Here is a 16,994-nt window from a genome sequence, read left to right on the forward strand (position 1 = left end):
GCCCCGAGGCGCGGCCCGCCCCCCACCGGGACCTGTGCACCGACTGTGGCCTGAGCCGCAGCGAGGACCCCCGCCGCTGCGGCCGGGCCTGCCAGTTCATCCGCCCCCGCTACAGCGAACTGGAGACCCGCATCCACGGTCGCCCGCGGGATCCGGAACGCGGCGACGAGGGCTTTTTCGGCGTCCACCGCCGCATGCTCCAGGCGGCCCTGGACCCCCCCCGGGAAGGGGCCCAGTGGACCGGCATCACCACCCGCATCGGCCAGCGCCTGCTGGAGACCGGCCAGGTGGACGCCGTGCTGGCCATGACCGGAGACCCCGAGGACCCCTGGCGGCCCCGGCCCACCCTGGTGACCCGGGCCGAGGACATGGCCCGCTGCCGTGGCATGCGCATGGGCTTCGCCCCCCTGCTGGCCCTGCTGGACACCGCCCGCGCCCGGGGCCTGCGCCGCCTGGCGGTGATCGGCATCCCCTGCCAGATCTACCCCCTGCGGGCCCTGGAGCCGGAGCTGGACCTGGATGTGCTCCACGTCATCGGCATCCCCTGTTCCGACAACACCACCACCGAACGCTTCCACGAATTCCTGGGGCTGCTCACGGACCGCCCCGGCGAGGTCACCTATCTGGAATTCATGCCCGACTACCACGTGGAGCTGCGCTTCCGGGACGGGGCCGTGCGCCGCATCCCCTTCCTCAAACTGCCCATCTCGCAACTGCCCCCGGACTTCTTCCCCCTCACCTGCAAGACCTGCGTCGACTACACCAACAGCCTGGCGGACCTCACCGTGGGTTACATGGCCGGCCAGGGGGAACAGTGGCTCATCGTGCGCAACGAGCGCGGGGAACGGCTGGTGTCGTTGCTGGGCAACGAACTGCGCACCCGTGAACCCGGCAGCGCCGGCAAGCGCCAGGGGTCGGTGAAGGGCTTTATCGCCAACACGGAAAAGGCCGCCGGTGGTCTGCCCACCCGGGGCATGCCCGACTGGGCGCGGCCCATCGCCGCCTTCCTCATGCCCCGCATCGGCCCCCGGGGGCTGGAACTGGCCCGGGCCCGGCTGGAGATGAAGGCCGGGGAGACCATCCTGCACCTGCGCCAGACCCGTCCCCGGCGCCTGCGACACATGGTGCCCGACCACGTCTGGCGCCTGGTGGCCCCCTACGGCATCGAGCCCCGCCCCGGGGAGCGCCGCGACGCGTGACCCCCCAGCGGGAGGAGGCCACCGCGGCCCCGGTGCTGCGGGTGGCCGTACCCACACCGGTACACGGCACCTTCGATTATCGCCCGCCCGGGGAAGGGCCCATGCCGCCTCCGGGGGCCCGGGTACGCGTCCCCTTCGGCCGCCGCAGCCTGGTGGGGGTGGTGCTGGAACAGGCCAGCGGGTCGGCGGTGTCCGGGCACCGGTTGCGGGCCGTCACCCAGGTCCTGGACACGGAACCCCTGCTGCCACCGGCGCTGCTGGGGCTGCTCACCTGGGCGGCGGCGTACTACCGGTACCCGGTGGGGGAGGCGATCAGCGCCGCCCTCCCCGCCCTGCTGCGCCAGGGGCGCCCCGCCGCCGCCCGGGGGCCGACCCTGTACCGGCCCGCCCCCGACGCCGCCGCCGCCCTGGAGACCCTGGTCCGGGCCCCGACCCAGCACCGGCTGCTGCAGCGGCTGCTGCAGTCCCCCGGGGGCCTCACCGCCGAGGCCCTGCGGGGCCCGGAGGGGCGCGACCTGCACCGTCCCCTGGCGACCCTGCGGGACAAGGGCCTGGTGATCCCGGAACAGCCCCCCTGCCTGCCGCCAGCCGAGATCCCGGCGCAGCCTCCCCCGGAGCTGAACCCGGCCCAGGAGGCGGCGGTGCAGAGGGTGGAACAGGCCCTGGGGCGGGGGTATTCCTGCCACCTGCTGGAGGGGGTCACCGGCAGTGGCAAGACCGAGGTCTACCTGCACATCATCCGCTCCACCCTGGCCGCCGGCCGCCAGGCCCTGGTGCTGGTGCCGGAGATCGCCCTCACACCGCAGCTGCTGGAACGCTTCCGCCGGCGCCTGGACACCCGCATCGCCGTGCTCCACTCCGGCCTTGCCGACAGCGAACGCCACTGCGCCTGGCTGTGCGCCCGGGACGGTACCGCCGGGGTGATCATCGGCACCCGTTCGGCGGTCTTCGTCCCCTGGCGCCACCCCGGCGTCATCCTCGTGGACGAGGAGCACGATCCCTCCCTGAAACAGCAGGAGGGATTCCGCTATCACGCCCGCGACCTGGCGGTGCTGCGGGGGCATCGGGAAGGGGTGCCGGTGCTGCTGGGCTCGGCCACCCCGGCCCTGGAGACCCTGGCCAACGCGGATCGCGGCCAGTACGTACACCTGCACCTGCCGGACCGGGCCGGCGGCGCCTGTGCGCCCCGCCTCCGGCTCCTGGATGTGCGCCGCCAGTTCATGGACGAGGGACTCTCGGAGGGCCTGCTGGCCCGCATGGCGCAGCATCTGGAGGCCGGCGGCCAGGTGCTGCTGTTCCTCAACCGCCGTGGCTTCGCCCCCGCCGTCCTCTGCCATGCCTGCGGCTGGGTGGCGGAATGCCCGCGCTGCGATGCCCGCCTCACCTGGCACGCCGGCCCCGGCCGCCTGCGCTGCCATCACTGCGGCCACGAGACCCCCGTGCCTGCCCGCTGCCCCCAGTGCAGCGGCCCCCTGAGCCCCCGGGGCCAGGGCACGGAACGCATCCAGCAGGCCCTGGCGCGCCACTTCCCGCAGTATTCCGCGGTGCGCATCGACCGCGACAGCATGCGCTGCAAGGGGGCCCTGGAGGCGGCCTTCGCCCAGGTGCGCAGCGGCCAGCACCGCATCCTGGTGGGCACCCAGATGCTGGCCAAGGGGCACGACTTCCCCGATGTCACCCTGGCGGCCATCCTGGACGCCGACCAGGGGCTGTTCAGTCCCGACTTTCGCGCCGTGGAACGCCTGGCGCAGACGGTGATCCAGGTGGCCGGACGCGCCGGCCGCGCCAGCCGCCCCGGCGAGGTGCTCATCCAGACCCACCAGCCGGAGCACCCCCTGCTCACCCTGCTGCTGCGCTCGGGCTATGCCGCCTTCGCCCGGGCCGCCCTGGCGGAGCGGCGGGAGGCCGGACTGCCGCCCTACGCCGCCCTGGCCCTGCTGCGGGCCGAGGCCACCGACGCCGAGGCACCGGGGGCCTTCCTGGAGGCGGCCCGGGGGCACCTGCAGGCCCGGGCCCCCGAAGACGTACAGCTGTGGGGGCCGGCCCCCGCCCCCATGGAACGCCGCGCCGGCCGCCACCGCGCCCAGCTCCTGATCCATGCCCCCGGCCGCCGCCCGCTGCAGGCCGCCCTGGCCGCCCTGCCGGGGCTGGCGGACCTGCCCCAGGCGCGGCGCGTGCGCTGGTCCATCGACGTGGACCCGGTGGACCTGGGCTGAATCCGCCACTTAACCCGTTCCCTCCTTCCCGGTAAAATCAAACCCATAGATCCATTCTCGCCGCCCGCTTCCATCGGATAACCGACCTTGAAACCGCAACTACAGTCCCTTCTCGAATCCGCCCTCCAGAGCCTCAAGGACAGCGGTGACCTGCCCTCCGGACACCCCGTGGAGGTGCAGCTCACCCGCACCCGGGACAAGACCCACGGGGATTTCGCCAGCAACCTGGCCATGCAGCTGGCCAAACCCATGGGGGCCAGACCCCGGGAGGTGGCCCAGCGCATCGTGGACCGCCTGCCCCCCTCCGACATCCTGGAGCGGGTGGAGATCGCCGGTCCCGGCTTCATCAACCTGTTCATCAGCCGCAGTGCGCGCCTGGCGGTGATCACCCGGATCCTGGAGGCGGGGGCGGCCTACGGCCGCAGCCGTGTCGGCGCGGGCCGGCGCGTGCAGGTGGAGTTCGTCTCCGCCAACCCGACGGGTCCCCTGCACGTGGGTCACGGCCGCGGCGCCGCCTACGGCGCGGCGGTGGCGGACCTGCTGGAGGCGGTGGGCTTTGACGTGCACCGGGAATACTACGTCAACGACGCCGGCCGGCAGATGGACATCCTCGCCGCCAGCGTCTGGCTGCGCTACCTGGAATGCTGCGGCGTGACGGTGCCGTTCCCGGCCAACGGCTACCGCGGCGACTACGTGCGCCGCATCGCCAAGACCCTGCACCAGGAGCACGGCGATGCCTACGCCGTCTCCAGCGCGGAGCTGACCCAGGGCCTGCCGCCGGACGAACCCGACGGCGGCGACAAGGAGGCCCATATCGACGCCGTCATCGCCCGCGCCCGGGAGAAGCTGGGGGAGAACCGCTACCGCTACGTCTTCGAACTGGGCCTGAACGAGATCCTGGACGACATCCGCCAAGACCTGGAGGCGTTTGGCGTCACCTACGACCACTGGTACTCCGAGCGCGGCCTCACAGAGCGGGGCGCCGTCAACCGGGCCCTGGAGATCCTGCGGGAGAAGGGCCAGCTGTACGAGCGGGACGGGGCCCTGTGGTTCCGCTCCAGCGACTACGGCGACGAGAAGGACCGGGTGGTGCAGCGGGACAACGGTCAGACCACCTATTTCGCCTCGGACATCGCCTACCACCTAGAGAAGTTCGAGCGCGGCTATGACCGGGTGATCGACGTCTGGGGCGCCGACCACCACGGCTACGTCCCCCGGGTGCAGGCCGCCCTGCGGGCCATGGAACAGGACGACACCCGCCTGGACGTGCTGCTGGTGCAGTTCGCCATCCTCTACCGCGGTGGCGAGCGGGTGCAGATGTCCACCCGCTCCGGCAGCTTCGTCACCCTGCGGGAACTGCGGGACGAGGTGGGCCGGGACGCGGCCCGTTTCTTCTACGTCATGCGCCGCTGCGAGCAGCATCTGGATTTCGACCTGGACCTGGCCAAGTCCCAGTCGGCGGACAACCCGGTCTATTACATCCAGTACGCCCACGCCCGGGTGTGCAGCGTCCTGCGCCAGATGCAGGCCAAGGGCCTGGTGCACGACCCGGAACACGGCCGGGCCCACCTGGACCGGCTCACCGAGGACCACGAGACCGCCCTGCTGGGCCGCCTGGCCCACTACCCGGAACTGGTGGAGGCCGCCGCCCTGACCCAGGAACCCCACCAGGTGGCCAACTACCTGCGGGATCTGGCCAATGACTTCCACACCTACTACAACGCCCACCCCTTCCTGGTGGACGACGCCGCCCTGCGGGACGCCCGCCTGAACCTGATCCTGGCGGTGCGCCAGGTGATCGCCAACGGCCTGCACCTTCTGGGCGTCTCCGCCCCCGAGGAGATGTGATGGCCACCAAGCGCGCGAACCAGGCCAGCCGCAAGAACCCGCCCCCGGAGGAGAAACCGCCCCTGCCCGGCTGGGTCTGGGGCGCCGCCGGGCTGGCCATCGGCCTGTTCACGGCCCTGCTGGTGTACCTAGACGCCAACCGCCCCGCCCCCGGCACCGCCCGGGAGAGGGCCGTGCAGGAGGCCCCACAAAACGGGTCCGGCGAGGGCGGGCAGCCGCGCTTCGACTTCTACACCCTGCTGCCGGAGCTGGAGGTGGCGGTGCCGGAACAGGCCCCGTCGCCGCCGCCCGCCCCCTCCCGGAACGCGCCCCGTCCGGACCCCGTGCAACCGGCCCCGGACCCCGGCAGGGAACCGGCCGCCCGTCCGGAGCCACCGGCTGCGGAGGGGACACGTTTCCTCATCCAGGCGGGTGCCTTCCAGCAGGCCCAGCAGGCCGACCGCATGCGCGCCAACCTGGCCATGCTGGGGATCGAGGCCCATATCCAGAAGGTGCGGGTGAACAACGACACCTGGCACCGGGTGCGCATCGGCCCCTTCGACAACCGGGATGCCCTGGAACGCATGCGCAGCCGCCTGGCCGAACACCGCATCCAGACGGTGACCGTGACGCTGCCGGATTCCGGCTGACCTAGCGCCATCTCCCGGCCCTTTCCGGCCCGCACCGCCGGCGGGCACAATAGCCCCATGTCCGACACCGACGCCCCCCTGCCCACCGCCGATCAACTGGAATCCCTGCTCCCCCGCTGCCTGGCCCCGGACCGCCCCAACCTGGCCCGGGAGATCACCCGCCTGCGCCGGCGCATGGCCGCCGGCAAGCCGGCGGACCGCATGCAGGCCCGCCTCCAGTCCCGGATCGAGGCCTCCCTGCAGGCCCGGGAGCAGCGCCTGGCCAGCCATCCGCGCCCGGAATTCCCCGACGACCTGCCGGTGAGCGCCCACCGGGCGGAGATCGCCGCGCTGCTGGAGAAACACCCGGTGGTGGTGGTCTGCGGCGAGACCGGCTCGGGCAAGACCACGCAGCTGCCCAAGATCTGCCTGGACCTGGGGCGCGGCGTGGACGGCCTCATCGGCCACACCCAGCCGCGGCGCATCGCCGCCCGCTCCGTGGCCACGCGCATCGCCGAGGAGATGCAGGGCCGCATCGGGGAGACCGTGGGCTTCAAGGTGCGCTTCTCCGATCACGTGCGCCCCGAAACCCGGGTCAAACTCATGACCGACGGCATCCTGCTGGCGGAACTGCGCTCCGACCCGGACCTGCGGGCCTACGACACCCTCATCATCGACGAGGCCCACGAGCGCAGCCTGAACATCGACTTCCTGCTGGGCTACCTCAAGCGCCTGCTGGAGCGCCGCGACGACCTCAAACTCATCGTCACCTCCGCCACCCTGGCCCCGGAACGTATCGCCGCACACTTCGGGGACGCCCCCATCTACCATGTCCCCGGCCGCACCTACCCGGTGGAGATCCGCTACCGCCCGGTCAGCGGCGAGGACGGTACCGACACGGAGCGGGACCTCAACGACGCCCTGGTGCAGGCGGTGGACGAACTGGCCGCGGAAGGCCCCGGCGACATCCTGACCTTCCTGCCGGGGGAGCGGGAGATCCGCGAGGCGGCCGAGGCCCTGCGCAAGCACCACCCGCGGCACACGGAGATCCTGCCCCTCTACGCCCGCCTGTCGGCGGCGGAACAGAACAAGGTGTTCGCCCCCCACCGCGGGCGGCGCGTGGTGCTGGCCACCAACGTGGCGGAGACGGCCCTCACCGTACCGGGCATCCGCTACGTCATCGACAGCGGCCTGGCGCGGGTGGCCCGCTACGCCTGGCGCTCCCGGGTGCAGCGCCTGTCCCTGGAACCGGTCTCCCGGGCCTCGGCGGACCAGCGGGCCGGACGCTGCGGCCGCCTGGGCCCGGGCATCTGCATCCGGCTCTATGGCGAGGAGGACTTCCAGCTGCGGCCGGAGTACACCGACCCGGAGATCCTGCGCTCCAACCTGGCCTCGGTGATCCTGCAGATGGCCCATCTGGACCTGGGGGATCCGGAGGCCTTCCCCTTCGTGGACCCGCCGGACACGCGCCTGATCCGGGACGGCTTCAAACTGCTGGAGACCCTGCAGGCGGTGGACGGGGCCCACCGCATCACCGACACGGGCCGGCGCCTGGCGCGGCTGCCCCTGGACCCGATGCTGGGGGCCATGCTCCTGGCCGGGGCACGGGAACAGGCCCTGGCGGAGGTGACGGTGATCACGGCCATGCTGGCCATCCAGGACCCGCGGGAGCGCCCGGCGGAGAAGCGACAGGCGGCGGACGAGGCCCATGCCCGTTACCGCGAGGCCGGTTCGGACTTCCTCGGTTACCTGCGGCTGTGGCAGGACTGGCGGGAACAGTCCCGGCATCTGTCCCAGTCCAAGCTGCGGGCCTGGTGCCGGGAGCGTTTCCTCTCCTTCGTGCGCATGCGCGAATGGCAGGACCTGCACGGCCAGCTGCGCCAGCACCTGAACGAGCTGGGCCTGAAGGAGAACCAGACCCCCGCCGAGCACGACGCCATCCACCGCGCCCTGCTCACGGGGCTGGTGAACCAGGTGGGGATGAAGACCGAGCGGGGGGACTACCTGGGGGCCCGCAACCGCCGCTTCCACATCCACCCGGGCTCGGGGCTGTTCAAGAGCCCGCCGGGGTGGGTGATGGCGGCCGAGATCGCCGAGACCACCCGGGTCTACGCCCGGGAATGCGCCGCCATCCGCCCGGAATGGCTGGAGACCGTGGCGGCGCACCTGCTCAAGCACCAGTACTTCGAACCCCATTTCCAGCCCCGGCGCGGCACCGTGGGGGCCTTTGATCACATCACCCTGCACGGCCTGGTGGTGCACCCGAAACGCCGGGTGAACTACGGCCGGGTGGATCCGGAGGACGCCCGCCGCGTCTTCATCCGCGAGGGGCTGGTGGCCGGACGCCTGCGCAGCCGCGCCCCGGCCCTGGAACACAACCGGGGGCTCATCCGCGAGATCGAGGACCTGGAGGCCCGGGGCCGGCGGCGGGACCTGCTGGCGGACGAGCAGGTGCTGTACGACTTCTACGACGCCCGCCTGCCCGCCCATGTGCACGACGCCGCCGGCTTCGAGCGCTGGCGCCAGCAGGCCGAGGCCGAAGACCCGCATATCCTCTACCTGGACCGGGACACCCTGCTGCAGCAGCAGGCCCCGGACCTGGACGCCGGGGCCTTCCCCGATCACCTGGAGATCCAGGGCCTGCGCCTGCCCCTGTCCTATCACTTCGACCCGGGCCACGAGGCGGACGGGGTCACCCTCACCGTGCCCCTGGCGGCCCTCAACGCCCTGGACCCGGACGTGGGGGACTGGCTGGTGCCGGGACTGCGGGAGGAGAAGGCCACGGCCCTCATCCGCAGCCTGCCCAAGACCCTGCGCCGCCACTTCGTGCCCGCCCCGGACTTCGCCCGCGCCGCCCTGGACCGCATCGGCGAACCCCAGGGGCCCATGATCCCCGCCCTGGCCCGCGCCCTGCGGGAGATGACGGGCACCGACATCCCCCCGGACACCTGGCAGCCGGGGCGCCTGGAGGCCCATCTGGTGATGCGCTACCGCGTGGTGGACGCCGGGGGCCGGGAACTGGACGCCGGCCGCGACCTGGAGGGGCTCCGGGCCCGCCTGGCCGGGGAGGCGGAGGAGACCTTCGAGACCCACCGCCCCGGCGGCTTCGAGCGCGAGGGGATCACCGACTGGGACTTCGGCCCCCTGCAAGAGGACGTGACCTTTGAGCAGCACGGGGCCACCCTGCGCGGCTATCCCGCCCTGGAGGACCGGGGCGATAGCGTCGCCCTGACCCTGGCGGATCACCCGGAGCGGGCCGCACAGATCCACCGGGCCGGACTGCGGCGCCTGTTCATGCTGGGGGTGCGCGACGAGGTGAAGTACGTCTACCGCCACCTGCCGGGGATCCAGCGCCTGTGCCTGCAGTACAGCCCCGTGGACCGCTGTGAGGCCCTCAAGGACGACCTGGTCTTCGCCGCCGTGGACCGGGTCTTCCTGCAGGACCCCTGGCCCCGGGACGGCGACGCCTTCCGCGCCCGCCTGGAGGCCGGGCGCGGGCAACTCACGGCCCAGGCCAACGCCCTGTGCACCCTGGCAGGCCGCATCCTGGAGCCCTACCAGGCCATCCGCGGCCGCCTCAAGGGGGCCCTGCCCCTGTCCTGGGTGGAGGCCGCCGGCGACATCCGCGACCAGCTGGACCACCTCATCCATCCCCACTTCCTCCTGGACACCCCCGGCCATTGGCTGGAACAGTATCCCCGCTATCTGGCGGCCCTCGGGCGGCGTCTGGAGCGGCTGGACCAGGCGCCGGAGAAGGACCGGCGGGCCCGGGTGGAGATCGAACCCCTGTGGGCGGACTGCAAGGCCCGCCTGGCCCGGGGGGTGCCCGCGCGGCAGCGGGATGCCCTCACCCGCTATCGCTGGCGCATCGAGGAGCTGCGGGTCTCCCTCTTTGCCCAGGAGCTGGGCACGGCGGAGAAGGTCTCCGTCAAGCGCCTGGAGGAGGACCGCCGGGCCCTGGACCGGTCCTGAGGCCCTCCGGGGCGGTCATCCCCGACGCCAGGGCGGCGAAACGGGCCAGCACCCGGGTGCTCCCGGGGGTCTCCCGCAACCCCTCCAGCAGGGGGGCCACCGCCCGGCCGGCGGCCTCCAGGCGGGGACGGTAGGAGTCCACGTAATGGGGGATGATGCGGCGGTCGAACTCCGGATGGAACTGCAGCCCCCAGGCCCGCGGCCCCAGACGAAACCCCTGGTGGGCCTCCATGGCACTGCGCCCCAGGGGCACCGCCCCCGGCGGCAGGGCCAGCACCGACTGGGTATGGCTCACCTGGGCCGGGAAGCGGGAGGGCAGCACCGAGAACAGGGGGTCCTCCGCCGCAGCCACATTGAGACTCACCTCCACGGTGCCCACCTCGATGCCATTGGGGTTGTCGCCCACCCTGCCCCCCAGGGCCCAGGCCAGGAGCTGGTGGCCGAAGCAGATCCCCAGCACCGGCAGCCCCCGCTCCACGGCCGCCACCAGCCAGCGCCCGGAGCGGGCCATCCACGGGGCCGCCTCGGTGACCATGGCGCCGGAGCCGGTCACCGCCACCGCGGCCACCGAATCCGGTGCCGGCAGGGGATCCCCCCGGCGCACATCGGCCACCTGCATCGCCTCCCGGGGCCAGCCCATACCGGCGGCGATCCAGTCCTCGTAGTCCCCGGGCACGTCCCTCAGGGTGTCCAGCTTGGTGCCCGTCTTCAAGATCAGCAGCGTCCCCGCCGGTCGTATCCCCTTCACCATGTCATCCCCCCTCGCAGTCCCCGGCGCCGGGCCCTGGCACCCCATCCCCCAGGTGCCAGCGGGGGCACGGGGGGTGTCCGGCCAGCCCCGGCCTTGGATCGTGAGCCACGTCCGGCAACGGCAGCGGCCCATGGGTCTGGGCATCGCCCCCATGAGGCGGCGGCTCCCCTCGCCTCGCAGCATACCCCGCGCCCCGGGGCGATCAACCCCGGCCAGCGGGGGCTTGAAATCCCCCCGTCCGCCCCCATCGTGCATCCCAGACACGGGGCGGGTGCCGCCCCCCCGTGGTTCCAGTCGGAACCGATACGAGGAGGTGTATGCCATGTGGGGAATGAACCTGTTGGAGAACGACCTGTTCAGTGAATTCGATCGCATGCGCCGGGAGATGGACCAGATCTTCGGCGCCGGCGGCACCCCCGCGGCGGGGATCCGTTCGGCCGCCGCCGGGGCCTTCCCGCCGGTGAACGTGGGGGCGAGCCCGGAGCGGTTCGATGTCTATGTCTTCGCCCCGGGGATGGACCCCGACAGCCTGGACGTCTCCATGCAGAATCACCTGCTCACCGTCGCCGGGCAGCGCAGCGCCGGGGCCCCGGAAGGGGTGCAGAGCTACCGGCGTGAGCGCTTCGACGGCGAGTTCCGCCGGGTGATCACCCTGCCGGAGGATGCCGACCCCGACCGGGTGGAGGCCCGCTACCAGGACGGGGTGGTGCACGTGCAGGTGCAGCGGCGTGAATCGTCCCGGCCCCGGCGCATCGAGGTGCATTGATCCCGTTCGGCCCGTACAACGACATCTCAGGAGGTGGTGACCATGAGCCAACAGGCACAGCAGCAGATGAGCCCCCGCGAGGAGCGCGGAATGCAGCAGCAACAGCCGGCCCGCAGCCGGGAATGGGTGATGCAGCCGCCGGTGGACATCCATGAGAACGGCACGGGGATCACCCTGGTGGCCGACATGCCGGGGGTCTCCAGGGACCGCCTGGAGGTGGAGGTGGAGAACGACGTGCTTACCATCGAGGGCGAAGTCTCCATCCCCATGCCCGAGGAGATGCAGGCCCTGTATGCGGACCTGCGCAGCAAGCGCTACCGCAGGAGCTTCACCCTCAGCCGCGAACTGGACCTGGACCAGATCCGCGCCACCATGAAGGATGGGGTGCTGACCCTGCACATCCCCAAACGGGCGGAGTTCCAGCCGCGGCGGATCCAGGTGAACGTGAACTGATCCCCGGCTTCCGACCCCGGTATGGGCAGGGGCTTGCCCTGCCAGGTGCCCTTCCCGCAGGGCGGGGAGGGCCTTTTCTTCCCCGTGGCGGCACATGGCCCGGCCACGGGTTTGTGCAAACGGAGGTGAAACCATGGCCAACATGAGACAGTTGCGCGAAGGCATCGGTCATGCCTGGGATTCCGTACTGGAGGGTTGGCAACGGCTCTACCAGCGTGCCTCCGGGGCCATCACCCGTTTCCGTCCCGGCGCCAAGGCTGGGGACACCCATGGCGGGGACGGCAGCGATACGGCACTACCCGCCCGCAGCAGCGGATGGGGCGTGATGGCCGCCGAGGTCTTCGAGGGGGACGACCAGGTGGTGGTGCGCCTGGAGGCCCCGGGGCTGGACCGGGACCAGTTCGGAATCGAGGTCCGGGGGGACCACCTGGTGGTCAGCGGCGAGAAGGGCTACCAGCGGGAACGTACCGAGGGCCGCTACCGCATCGCCGAATGCGCCTACGGCCGTTTCGAGCGGGCCATCCCCCTGCCGGACGCAGTGGACGCGGACCGGGCCCGGGCCCGCTACCGCAACGGGGTGCTGGAGGTGGAACTGCCCAGATCCGGGGCCACAGGCCGGCGGCGGATCCAGGTACAGACGGACTGAACGCACCCGCCGGTCTCAGTCCCGCGGGCGGCCGTCGCAGCCCCCCGACAGACCGCAGCTGCAGCAGCCGCCGGCACAGCCCCCGCCCTCCTCCTTGGCGGGGCCCAGTTCCGGGTGGCGGCGGGCGAAACGCCGCGCCGCCTCCTGCACCAGGTACCAGCCGGTGAAGAGCACAAAGAGGATGGCCACGGTGATCACATAGGTGGTCATGACACAATCCGGTTCAAATGCATCACCCCCCGAGCCCGGCAAACCCCATGAAGGCCAGGGACAGGATGCCCGCCAGCATCAGGCTCATGGCCGCCCCCCGGGCGATGGAGGGCACATCCGCCAGCTCCAGCCGCTCCCGCAGACCGGCCATGAGCACGATGGCCAGGATGAATCCGGCCCCCGCCCCCAGGCTGTAGACCACCGACTGCACAAAGTCGTACTCGTAATTGGTCTGGAACAGGGCCACCCCCAGGATGGCGCAGTTGGTGGTGATCAGGGGCAGGAAGATCCCCAGGGCCTTGTACAGGGGCGGGCTGAACTTCTTGATGGTCATCTCCACCAGCTGCACCGCCGAGGCGATCACGGCGATATAGGCGATCAGGCGCAAAAACTCCAGATCATAGGCGCTCAGCAGGGCGTTCAGCCCCCAGGCGGCGGTGGAGCTGATGAGCATGACAAACGCCGTGGCCAGCCCCATGGAGAAGGCGGTGTTGAGCCTGCCGGACACCCCCAGCAGCGGGCAGATCCCCAGAAACAGCGCCAGCACGAAGTTGTTGATGACGGCGGCGTTGAGAAAGATGTACCCCAGTGATTCAGCGTGCATGGGCGGATGCCTCCCCGGCATGGGCCGTGCGTTTCATCTGCATCTCCTTCACCCAGGCGAACAGCAACAGCCACGCCCCGAGGACGAAGAACCCGCCGGGGGGCAGCAGCATGATGACCCAGGGCTCGAAGGCCTCGCCGAAGACCGGGAAGCCCAGCAGGGTCCCCGCCCCCAGGAGCTCGCGCACCGAACCCAGGCAGAGCAGGGCCAGGGTGAAGCCAAGGCCCATGCCCAGGGAGTTGACCAGGGTGGTGCCCACCCGGTTGCGGGAGGCGAAGGCCTCGGCCCGGCCCAGGATCATGCAGTTCACCACGATGAGCTGGATGAAGGCCCCGAGGGCGTTGTAGACCTCCAGGCTCACCGCCTGGATGACATAGTCCACCACCGTCACGAAGGTGGCGATGATGATGATATAGGCCGCGATGCGCACCTCCTTGGGGATATGGTGGCGCAGCAGGGCCACCAGGGCGCTGGAGCACAGCAGCACGAAGGTGGTGGCCAGGCCCATGGCCAGGGCGTTGGAGACGGAGTTGGTCACCGCCAGCACCGGGCACATGCCCAGGAGCATGACGAACACCGGGTTCTCCCGCCAGATGCCGGCGAGGAAGGTATCCATGGTGATGGGGCTGTCGTTGTGTGTTGCCATGGGATGGGGTCCTCAGGGCTGGTCGGGGCGCGGGGCGGCCCGGCGCAGGGTGTCCCAGTGGGCGGCCAGCCGGGGCAGCACCGCATCGGCGCTGGCGTGGATCATGTCGCCGATGGCCTCCGAGGAGATGGTGGCCCCGGTGATGCCGTCGATCTCCCAGGGATCGTCCGCCTCCCCCTGGTCCACCGTGCGGATGCGATGGGCCAGGCCCGTACCCTCGGCGTTGAGCCGGGCCTCCAGGCCCTGGAGGCTCTCCAGGAAATGGGGCTCGGTCTCGATCTTGTCCCCCAGGCCGGGGGTCTCCCGGCTCTCCAGCACGGTCATGCCGACGATGCAGGCACAATCCGGATCGTAGCCGTAGAGGATGCGGATGACATCGGCATAGCCCCGTCCGGAGGCCTCCAGGGCCACGCCGGCCAGGCTGCCGTCGGCGTCGTAGGCGGCATAGATGGCCCGCCCGGCTGCCGGGGCCTCATCCCGGGGGAAGAGCCCGGTATCGGTGAGCACGAAGCTGCGCCGGGTCTCGGCCCCGGGGATCACCTCCAGCACCGCCGCCTCCAGGGCGCGCTGCTGGTTCTGGGCGATGAAGGGCCGGGTGTACTCGTACACGCTCACCACCAGCAGGCCGGAGAACAGGGCGATGAGCCCCAGGGTGGCCACCAGGCGGAAGCCGGAGGTGGGTTTGGGCTGCTGTTGCAGGGAAGCCGCGCGGCTCATGACGCCCTCCGCTTGCGGGTGCCGTAGGGACGGGGCTGGATGAAGCGATCGATCAGGGGCGAGGCGGCGTTGCCCAGGAGGATGGCGTACATCACCCCCTCCGGAAGCCCGCCGAAGAAGCGGATGATCACCGTGAGAAAGCCGATGAGGGCGCCGTAGAGCCAGAGCCCGGAGCGGGTCATGGGCGAGGCCACCATGTCACTGGCCATGAAGAAGGCCCCCAGCATGAGTCCGCCGGAGAGGAGCACGAACCAGGGGGTGGGATAGTGCCCCGGATCCAGCAGGTAGAAGGCCCCGGCGGTGACAAAGGCGCTGCCCAGCACGGCGGCCGGGATACGCCAGTTCATCATGCGCCGGGCGATGAGATAGAGCCCGCACACCAGGATCAGCAGGGCCGAGGTCTCGCCGGCGGAACCGGCCACCATGCCGGTGAACAGATCCCAGGTGTCGGCATGTTCCCCCTGGAACTTCCACATCCCCAGGGGGGTGGCCGCCGTGTAGGCGTCCACCGGGGCCGGGGTGGTGAAGGGGACCGCCAGGGTGGAGGGCAGAAACTCCGTGAAGCGCTCCGGATGCCCCGGCAGGGTCCAGGTGGAGACGGCGCCGGGGAAGGCCCCCTGGGCGAAGGCCCGGCCGATGAGGGCGGGGTTGAACAGGTTAAAGCCCAGACCGCCGAACAGGGACTTGCCCAGGGCAATGCCGATGAACCCGGACAGGGCCGCCATCCACAGGGGGAAGGCCGGCGGCAGGGTCAGGGCCAGCAGCAGGCCGGTGATGACGGCGCTGTAGTCGGACACCGTCGCGGGCCGTCGGGAGAGCCGGTTGAACAGCTGCTCCGTGGCCACGCAGGTGAGCGTGGTCACCACCATCAGCGCCAGGGCGCTGAGGCCGAAGTGGTACACGGAAAACGCGCAGATGGGCAGCAGGGCGAGGACCACGTTGCGCATGATCTGCTGCACACTGCCCCCCTGTTTCACATGGGGCGAGGTCTTCAGTTCGATCTGCAGCGGCGTCACGACAGGCGCTCCCGGTTCAGGGCCTTGGCGATGCGGAAATACTGCACCAGCGGGATGTTGGCGGGACAGACATAGGCGCAGGACCCGCACTCGAAGCAATCACTCAGGTGAAAGCGCTCCTGCATGGTCTCGTAGCGGCGCTTGGCCGCCAGACGGCCCAGCTCCGCGGGGTTGAGCCCCACGGGGCAGGCCTCCACGCAGCGCCCGCAGCGGATGCACGGATGGATGGGTTCCGGCACTGCACCCGCCTGGGCCTGGGGCAGCACCACCAGCCCGGATACCGCCTTGGTGACGGGCACATCCAGGGAGGAGACGGTGTTGCCCATCATGGGCCCGCCCAGGATCAGGTGGCTGGCATCATCACCGCGAAAACCCACATGCTCCAGCAGATAGCGCAGCGGCGTGCCCACCGGCACCCGGTAGTTGCCGGGGCGCTCCACCCCGGGACCGGCCACGGTGATGACCCGCTCGATGAGCCCCTCCCCCAGGGGCAGGAGCCGCCCCAGCTGGGCCATGGTGCCCGCATTGTTCACCACCACCCCCACCTGGAAGGGCAGTCCGCCGGAGGGGACCTCCCGCTTCAGCAGGGCCTTGATGAGCATCTTCTCCGAGCCCTGGGGGTACTTGGCCTTCACCTTGCGCACGGCGATGGGATCATCCGGGCCGATCTGGGCCTGCAGGGCGGCGATGGCGTCGGGCTTGTCGTCCTCCACGCCGATGAGGGCCTGGTCGGCCCCCACGGCCCGCAGGGCCAGGCGGATGCCGGCGAGGACCTCCTGCGCCTGCTCCACCATGATGCGGTGGTCGGTGGTGAGATAGGGCTCGCATTCACAGCCGTTCACCACCAGGGTGTCCACCCGATGCCCCTCGGGCACGGCGTACTTCAGGTGGGTGGGGAAGGCGGCCCCCCCCTGCCCCACCAGGCCGGCCGCCTGGATCGCCCGGATCAGCTCCTCCCGGGAGAGACCCGAAAGATCCCGCGGGCTGGACCAGCGCACCGCCTGGCTGTCACCGGGCAGGGTGCGCAGCAGGATGGCCTCGGTCTTGGGGCCGCGGGCGGTGGGCATGAGTTCGATCCCCTCCACCACCCCGGTGACCGGGGCGTGCAGCGGCACCGACTGGAAGCCGTCCGCCTCGGCGATCACCTGCCCGCGCACCACCTCCTGGTGGCGTTTCACCACCGGCCGGGAGGGCTTGCCGAAGTGCTGCGCCAGGGGCAGCACCAGGCGCGGCGCGAAGGGCAGCCGGCGGATGGCCTGATCGCGGGTCGATTCCTTCAACCCGGGGGGATGGACCCCCCGGGGGAAGGTGCGCCCGGTAAGGAACGAGAGCATACCCATGG

Annotated in this window: 15 protein-coding genes; 8 read left to right on the plus strand and 7 right to left on the minus strand. The window is 71.3% G+C overall.

From position 1 onward, the window contains the following. From CKO33_RS08725 to hrpA, 5 genes are all read left to right on the plus strand, one after another. Positions 1–1,199 (plus strand): Coenzyme F420 hydrogenase/dehydrogenase, beta subunit C-terminal domain (locus CKO33_RS08725; protein ID WP_200181566.1); only part of this gene is annotated, 1,199 nt, incomplete at its 5' end. Continuing rightward, positions 1,196–3,415 (plus strand): primosomal protein N', encoded by a 2,220-nt coding sequence (locus CKO33_RS08730; RefSeq protein WP_200181568.1) that lies wholly within the window; start codon positions 1,196–1,198, stop codon positions 3,413–3,415. The genes CKO33_RS08725 and CKO33_RS08730, both read left to right, overlap by 4 nt. Before the next feature lie 87 nt (positions 3,416–3,502). Then, a complete protein-coding gene (gene argS, locus CKO33_RS08735; RefSeq protein ID WP_200181570.1) occupies positions 3,503–5,263 on the plus strand; it encodes an arginine--tRNA ligase in 1,761 nt (586 codons plus the stop codon). After that, a complete protein-coding gene (locus CKO33_RS08740; RefSeq protein ID WP_200181572.1) occupies positions 5,263–5,892 on the plus strand; it encodes an SPOR domain-containing protein in 630 nt (209 codons plus the stop codon). The genes argS and CKO33_RS08740 overlap by 1 nt, the downstream gene beginning before the upstream one ends. A 57-nt stretch (positions 5,893–5,949) precedes the next feature. Next, entirely contained in the window at positions 5,950–9,843 is a 3,894-nt protein-coding gene (gene hrpA, locus CKO33_RS08745) for an ATP-dependent RNA helicase HrpA (RefSeq protein WP_200181574.1), read from the plus strand. On the opposite strand, the gene CKO33_RS08750 is transcribed toward hrpA, so the two are convergent. Beyond that, a complete protein-coding gene (locus CKO33_RS08750; protein WP_200181576.1) occupies positions 9,800–10,594 on the minus strand; it encodes a glutamine amidotransferase in 795 nt (264 codons plus the stop codon). The two genes, hrpA and CKO33_RS08750, sit on opposite strands and share 44 nt — an antisense overlap. A 322-nt stretch (positions 10,595–10,916) precedes the next feature. Between CKO33_RS08750 and CKO33_RS08755 the strand changes: the two genes are divergently transcribed. The 3 genes from CKO33_RS08755 to CKO33_RS08765 all read left to right on the plus strand — a co-directional run bounded on the left by CKO33_RS08755 (position 10,917) and on the right by CKO33_RS08765 (position 12,459). Further along, on the plus strand, positions 10,917–11,360 hold the full coding sequence (locus CKO33_RS08755) for an Hsp20/alpha crystallin family protein (protein WP_200181578.1): 444 nt from the start codon (positions 10,917–10,919) through the stop codon (positions 11,358–11,360). Positions 11,361–11,402: 42 nt separating this feature from the next. Beyond that, on the plus strand, positions 11,403–11,813 hold the full coding sequence (locus CKO33_RS08760; protein WP_242472560.1) for an Hsp20/alpha crystallin family protein: 411 nt from the start codon (positions 11,403–11,405) through the stop codon (positions 11,811–11,813). A 133-nt stretch (positions 11,814–11,946) separates the two neighbouring features. Continuing rightward, positions 11,947–12,459: an Hsp20/alpha crystallin family protein gene (locus CKO33_RS08765; protein WP_200181580.1), complete on the plus strand. Its 513-nt coding sequence runs from the start codon at positions 11,947–11,949 to the stop codon at positions 12,457–12,459. 15 nt (positions 12,460–12,474) lie between these two features. Here CKO33_RS08765 and CKO33_RS08770 read toward each other — a convergent pair whose 3' ends face one another. From CKO33_RS08770 to rsxC, 6 genes are read right to left on the minus strand one after another with little or no spacing between them, the layout of a single operon-like run. After that, on the minus strand, positions 12,475–12,669 hold the full coding sequence (locus tag CKO33_RS08770; RefSeq protein ID WP_200181582.1) for a hypothetical protein: 195 nt from the start codon (positions 12,667–12,669) through the stop codon (positions 12,475–12,477). 22 nt (positions 12,670–12,691) lie between these two features. Then, complete coding sequence (locus CKO33_RS08775) at positions 12,692–13,273, minus strand: electron transport complex protein RnfA (RefSeq protein ID WP_200181583.1); 582 nt, start codon at positions 13,271–13,273, stop codon at positions 12,692–12,694. Next, on the minus strand, positions 13,263–13,919 hold the full coding sequence (gene rsxE, locus CKO33_RS08780) for an electron transport complex subunit RsxE (RefSeq protein ID WP_200181585.1): 657 nt from the start codon (positions 13,917–13,919) through the stop codon (positions 13,263–13,265). Before rsxE ends, CKO33_RS08775 begins: the two co-directional genes overlap by 11 nt. Before the next feature lie 12 nt (positions 13,920–13,931). Continuing rightward, the gene (locus CKO33_RS08785) at positions 13,932–14,636 is read right to left on the minus strand and encodes an RnfABCDGE type electron transport complex subunit G (protein ID WP_200181587.1); all 705 of its coding nucleotides are present in this window, start codon (positions 14,634–14,636) and stop codon (positions 13,932–13,934) included. Beyond that, positions 14,633–15,652 carry an RnfABCDGE type electron transport complex subunit D gene (locus CKO33_RS08790; protein WP_200181589.1) on the minus strand — a complete coding sequence of 340 codons (1,020 nt, stop codon included), beginning with the start codon at positions 15,650–15,652 and terminating at the stop codon, positions 14,633–14,635. The genes CKO33_RS08785 and CKO33_RS08790 overlap by 4 nt, the downstream gene beginning before the upstream one ends. Further along, positions 15,649–16,992, minus strand: a complete 1,344-nt coding sequence (gene rsxC, locus CKO33_RS08795) for an electron transport complex subunit RsxC (protein ID WP_200181590.1) — start codon at positions 16,990–16,992, stop codon at positions 15,649–15,651. Before rsxC ends, CKO33_RS08790 begins: the two co-directional genes overlap by 4 nt. Between the last annotated feature and the right edge of the window lie 2 nt (positions 16,993–16,994).

Source organism: Ectothiorhodospira mobilis, from assembly GCF_016584115.1.
Classification (GTDB): Bacteria; Pseudomonadota; Gammaproteobacteria; order Ectothiorhodospirales; family Ectothiorhodospiraceae; genus Ectothiorhodospira; species Ectothiorhodospira mobilis.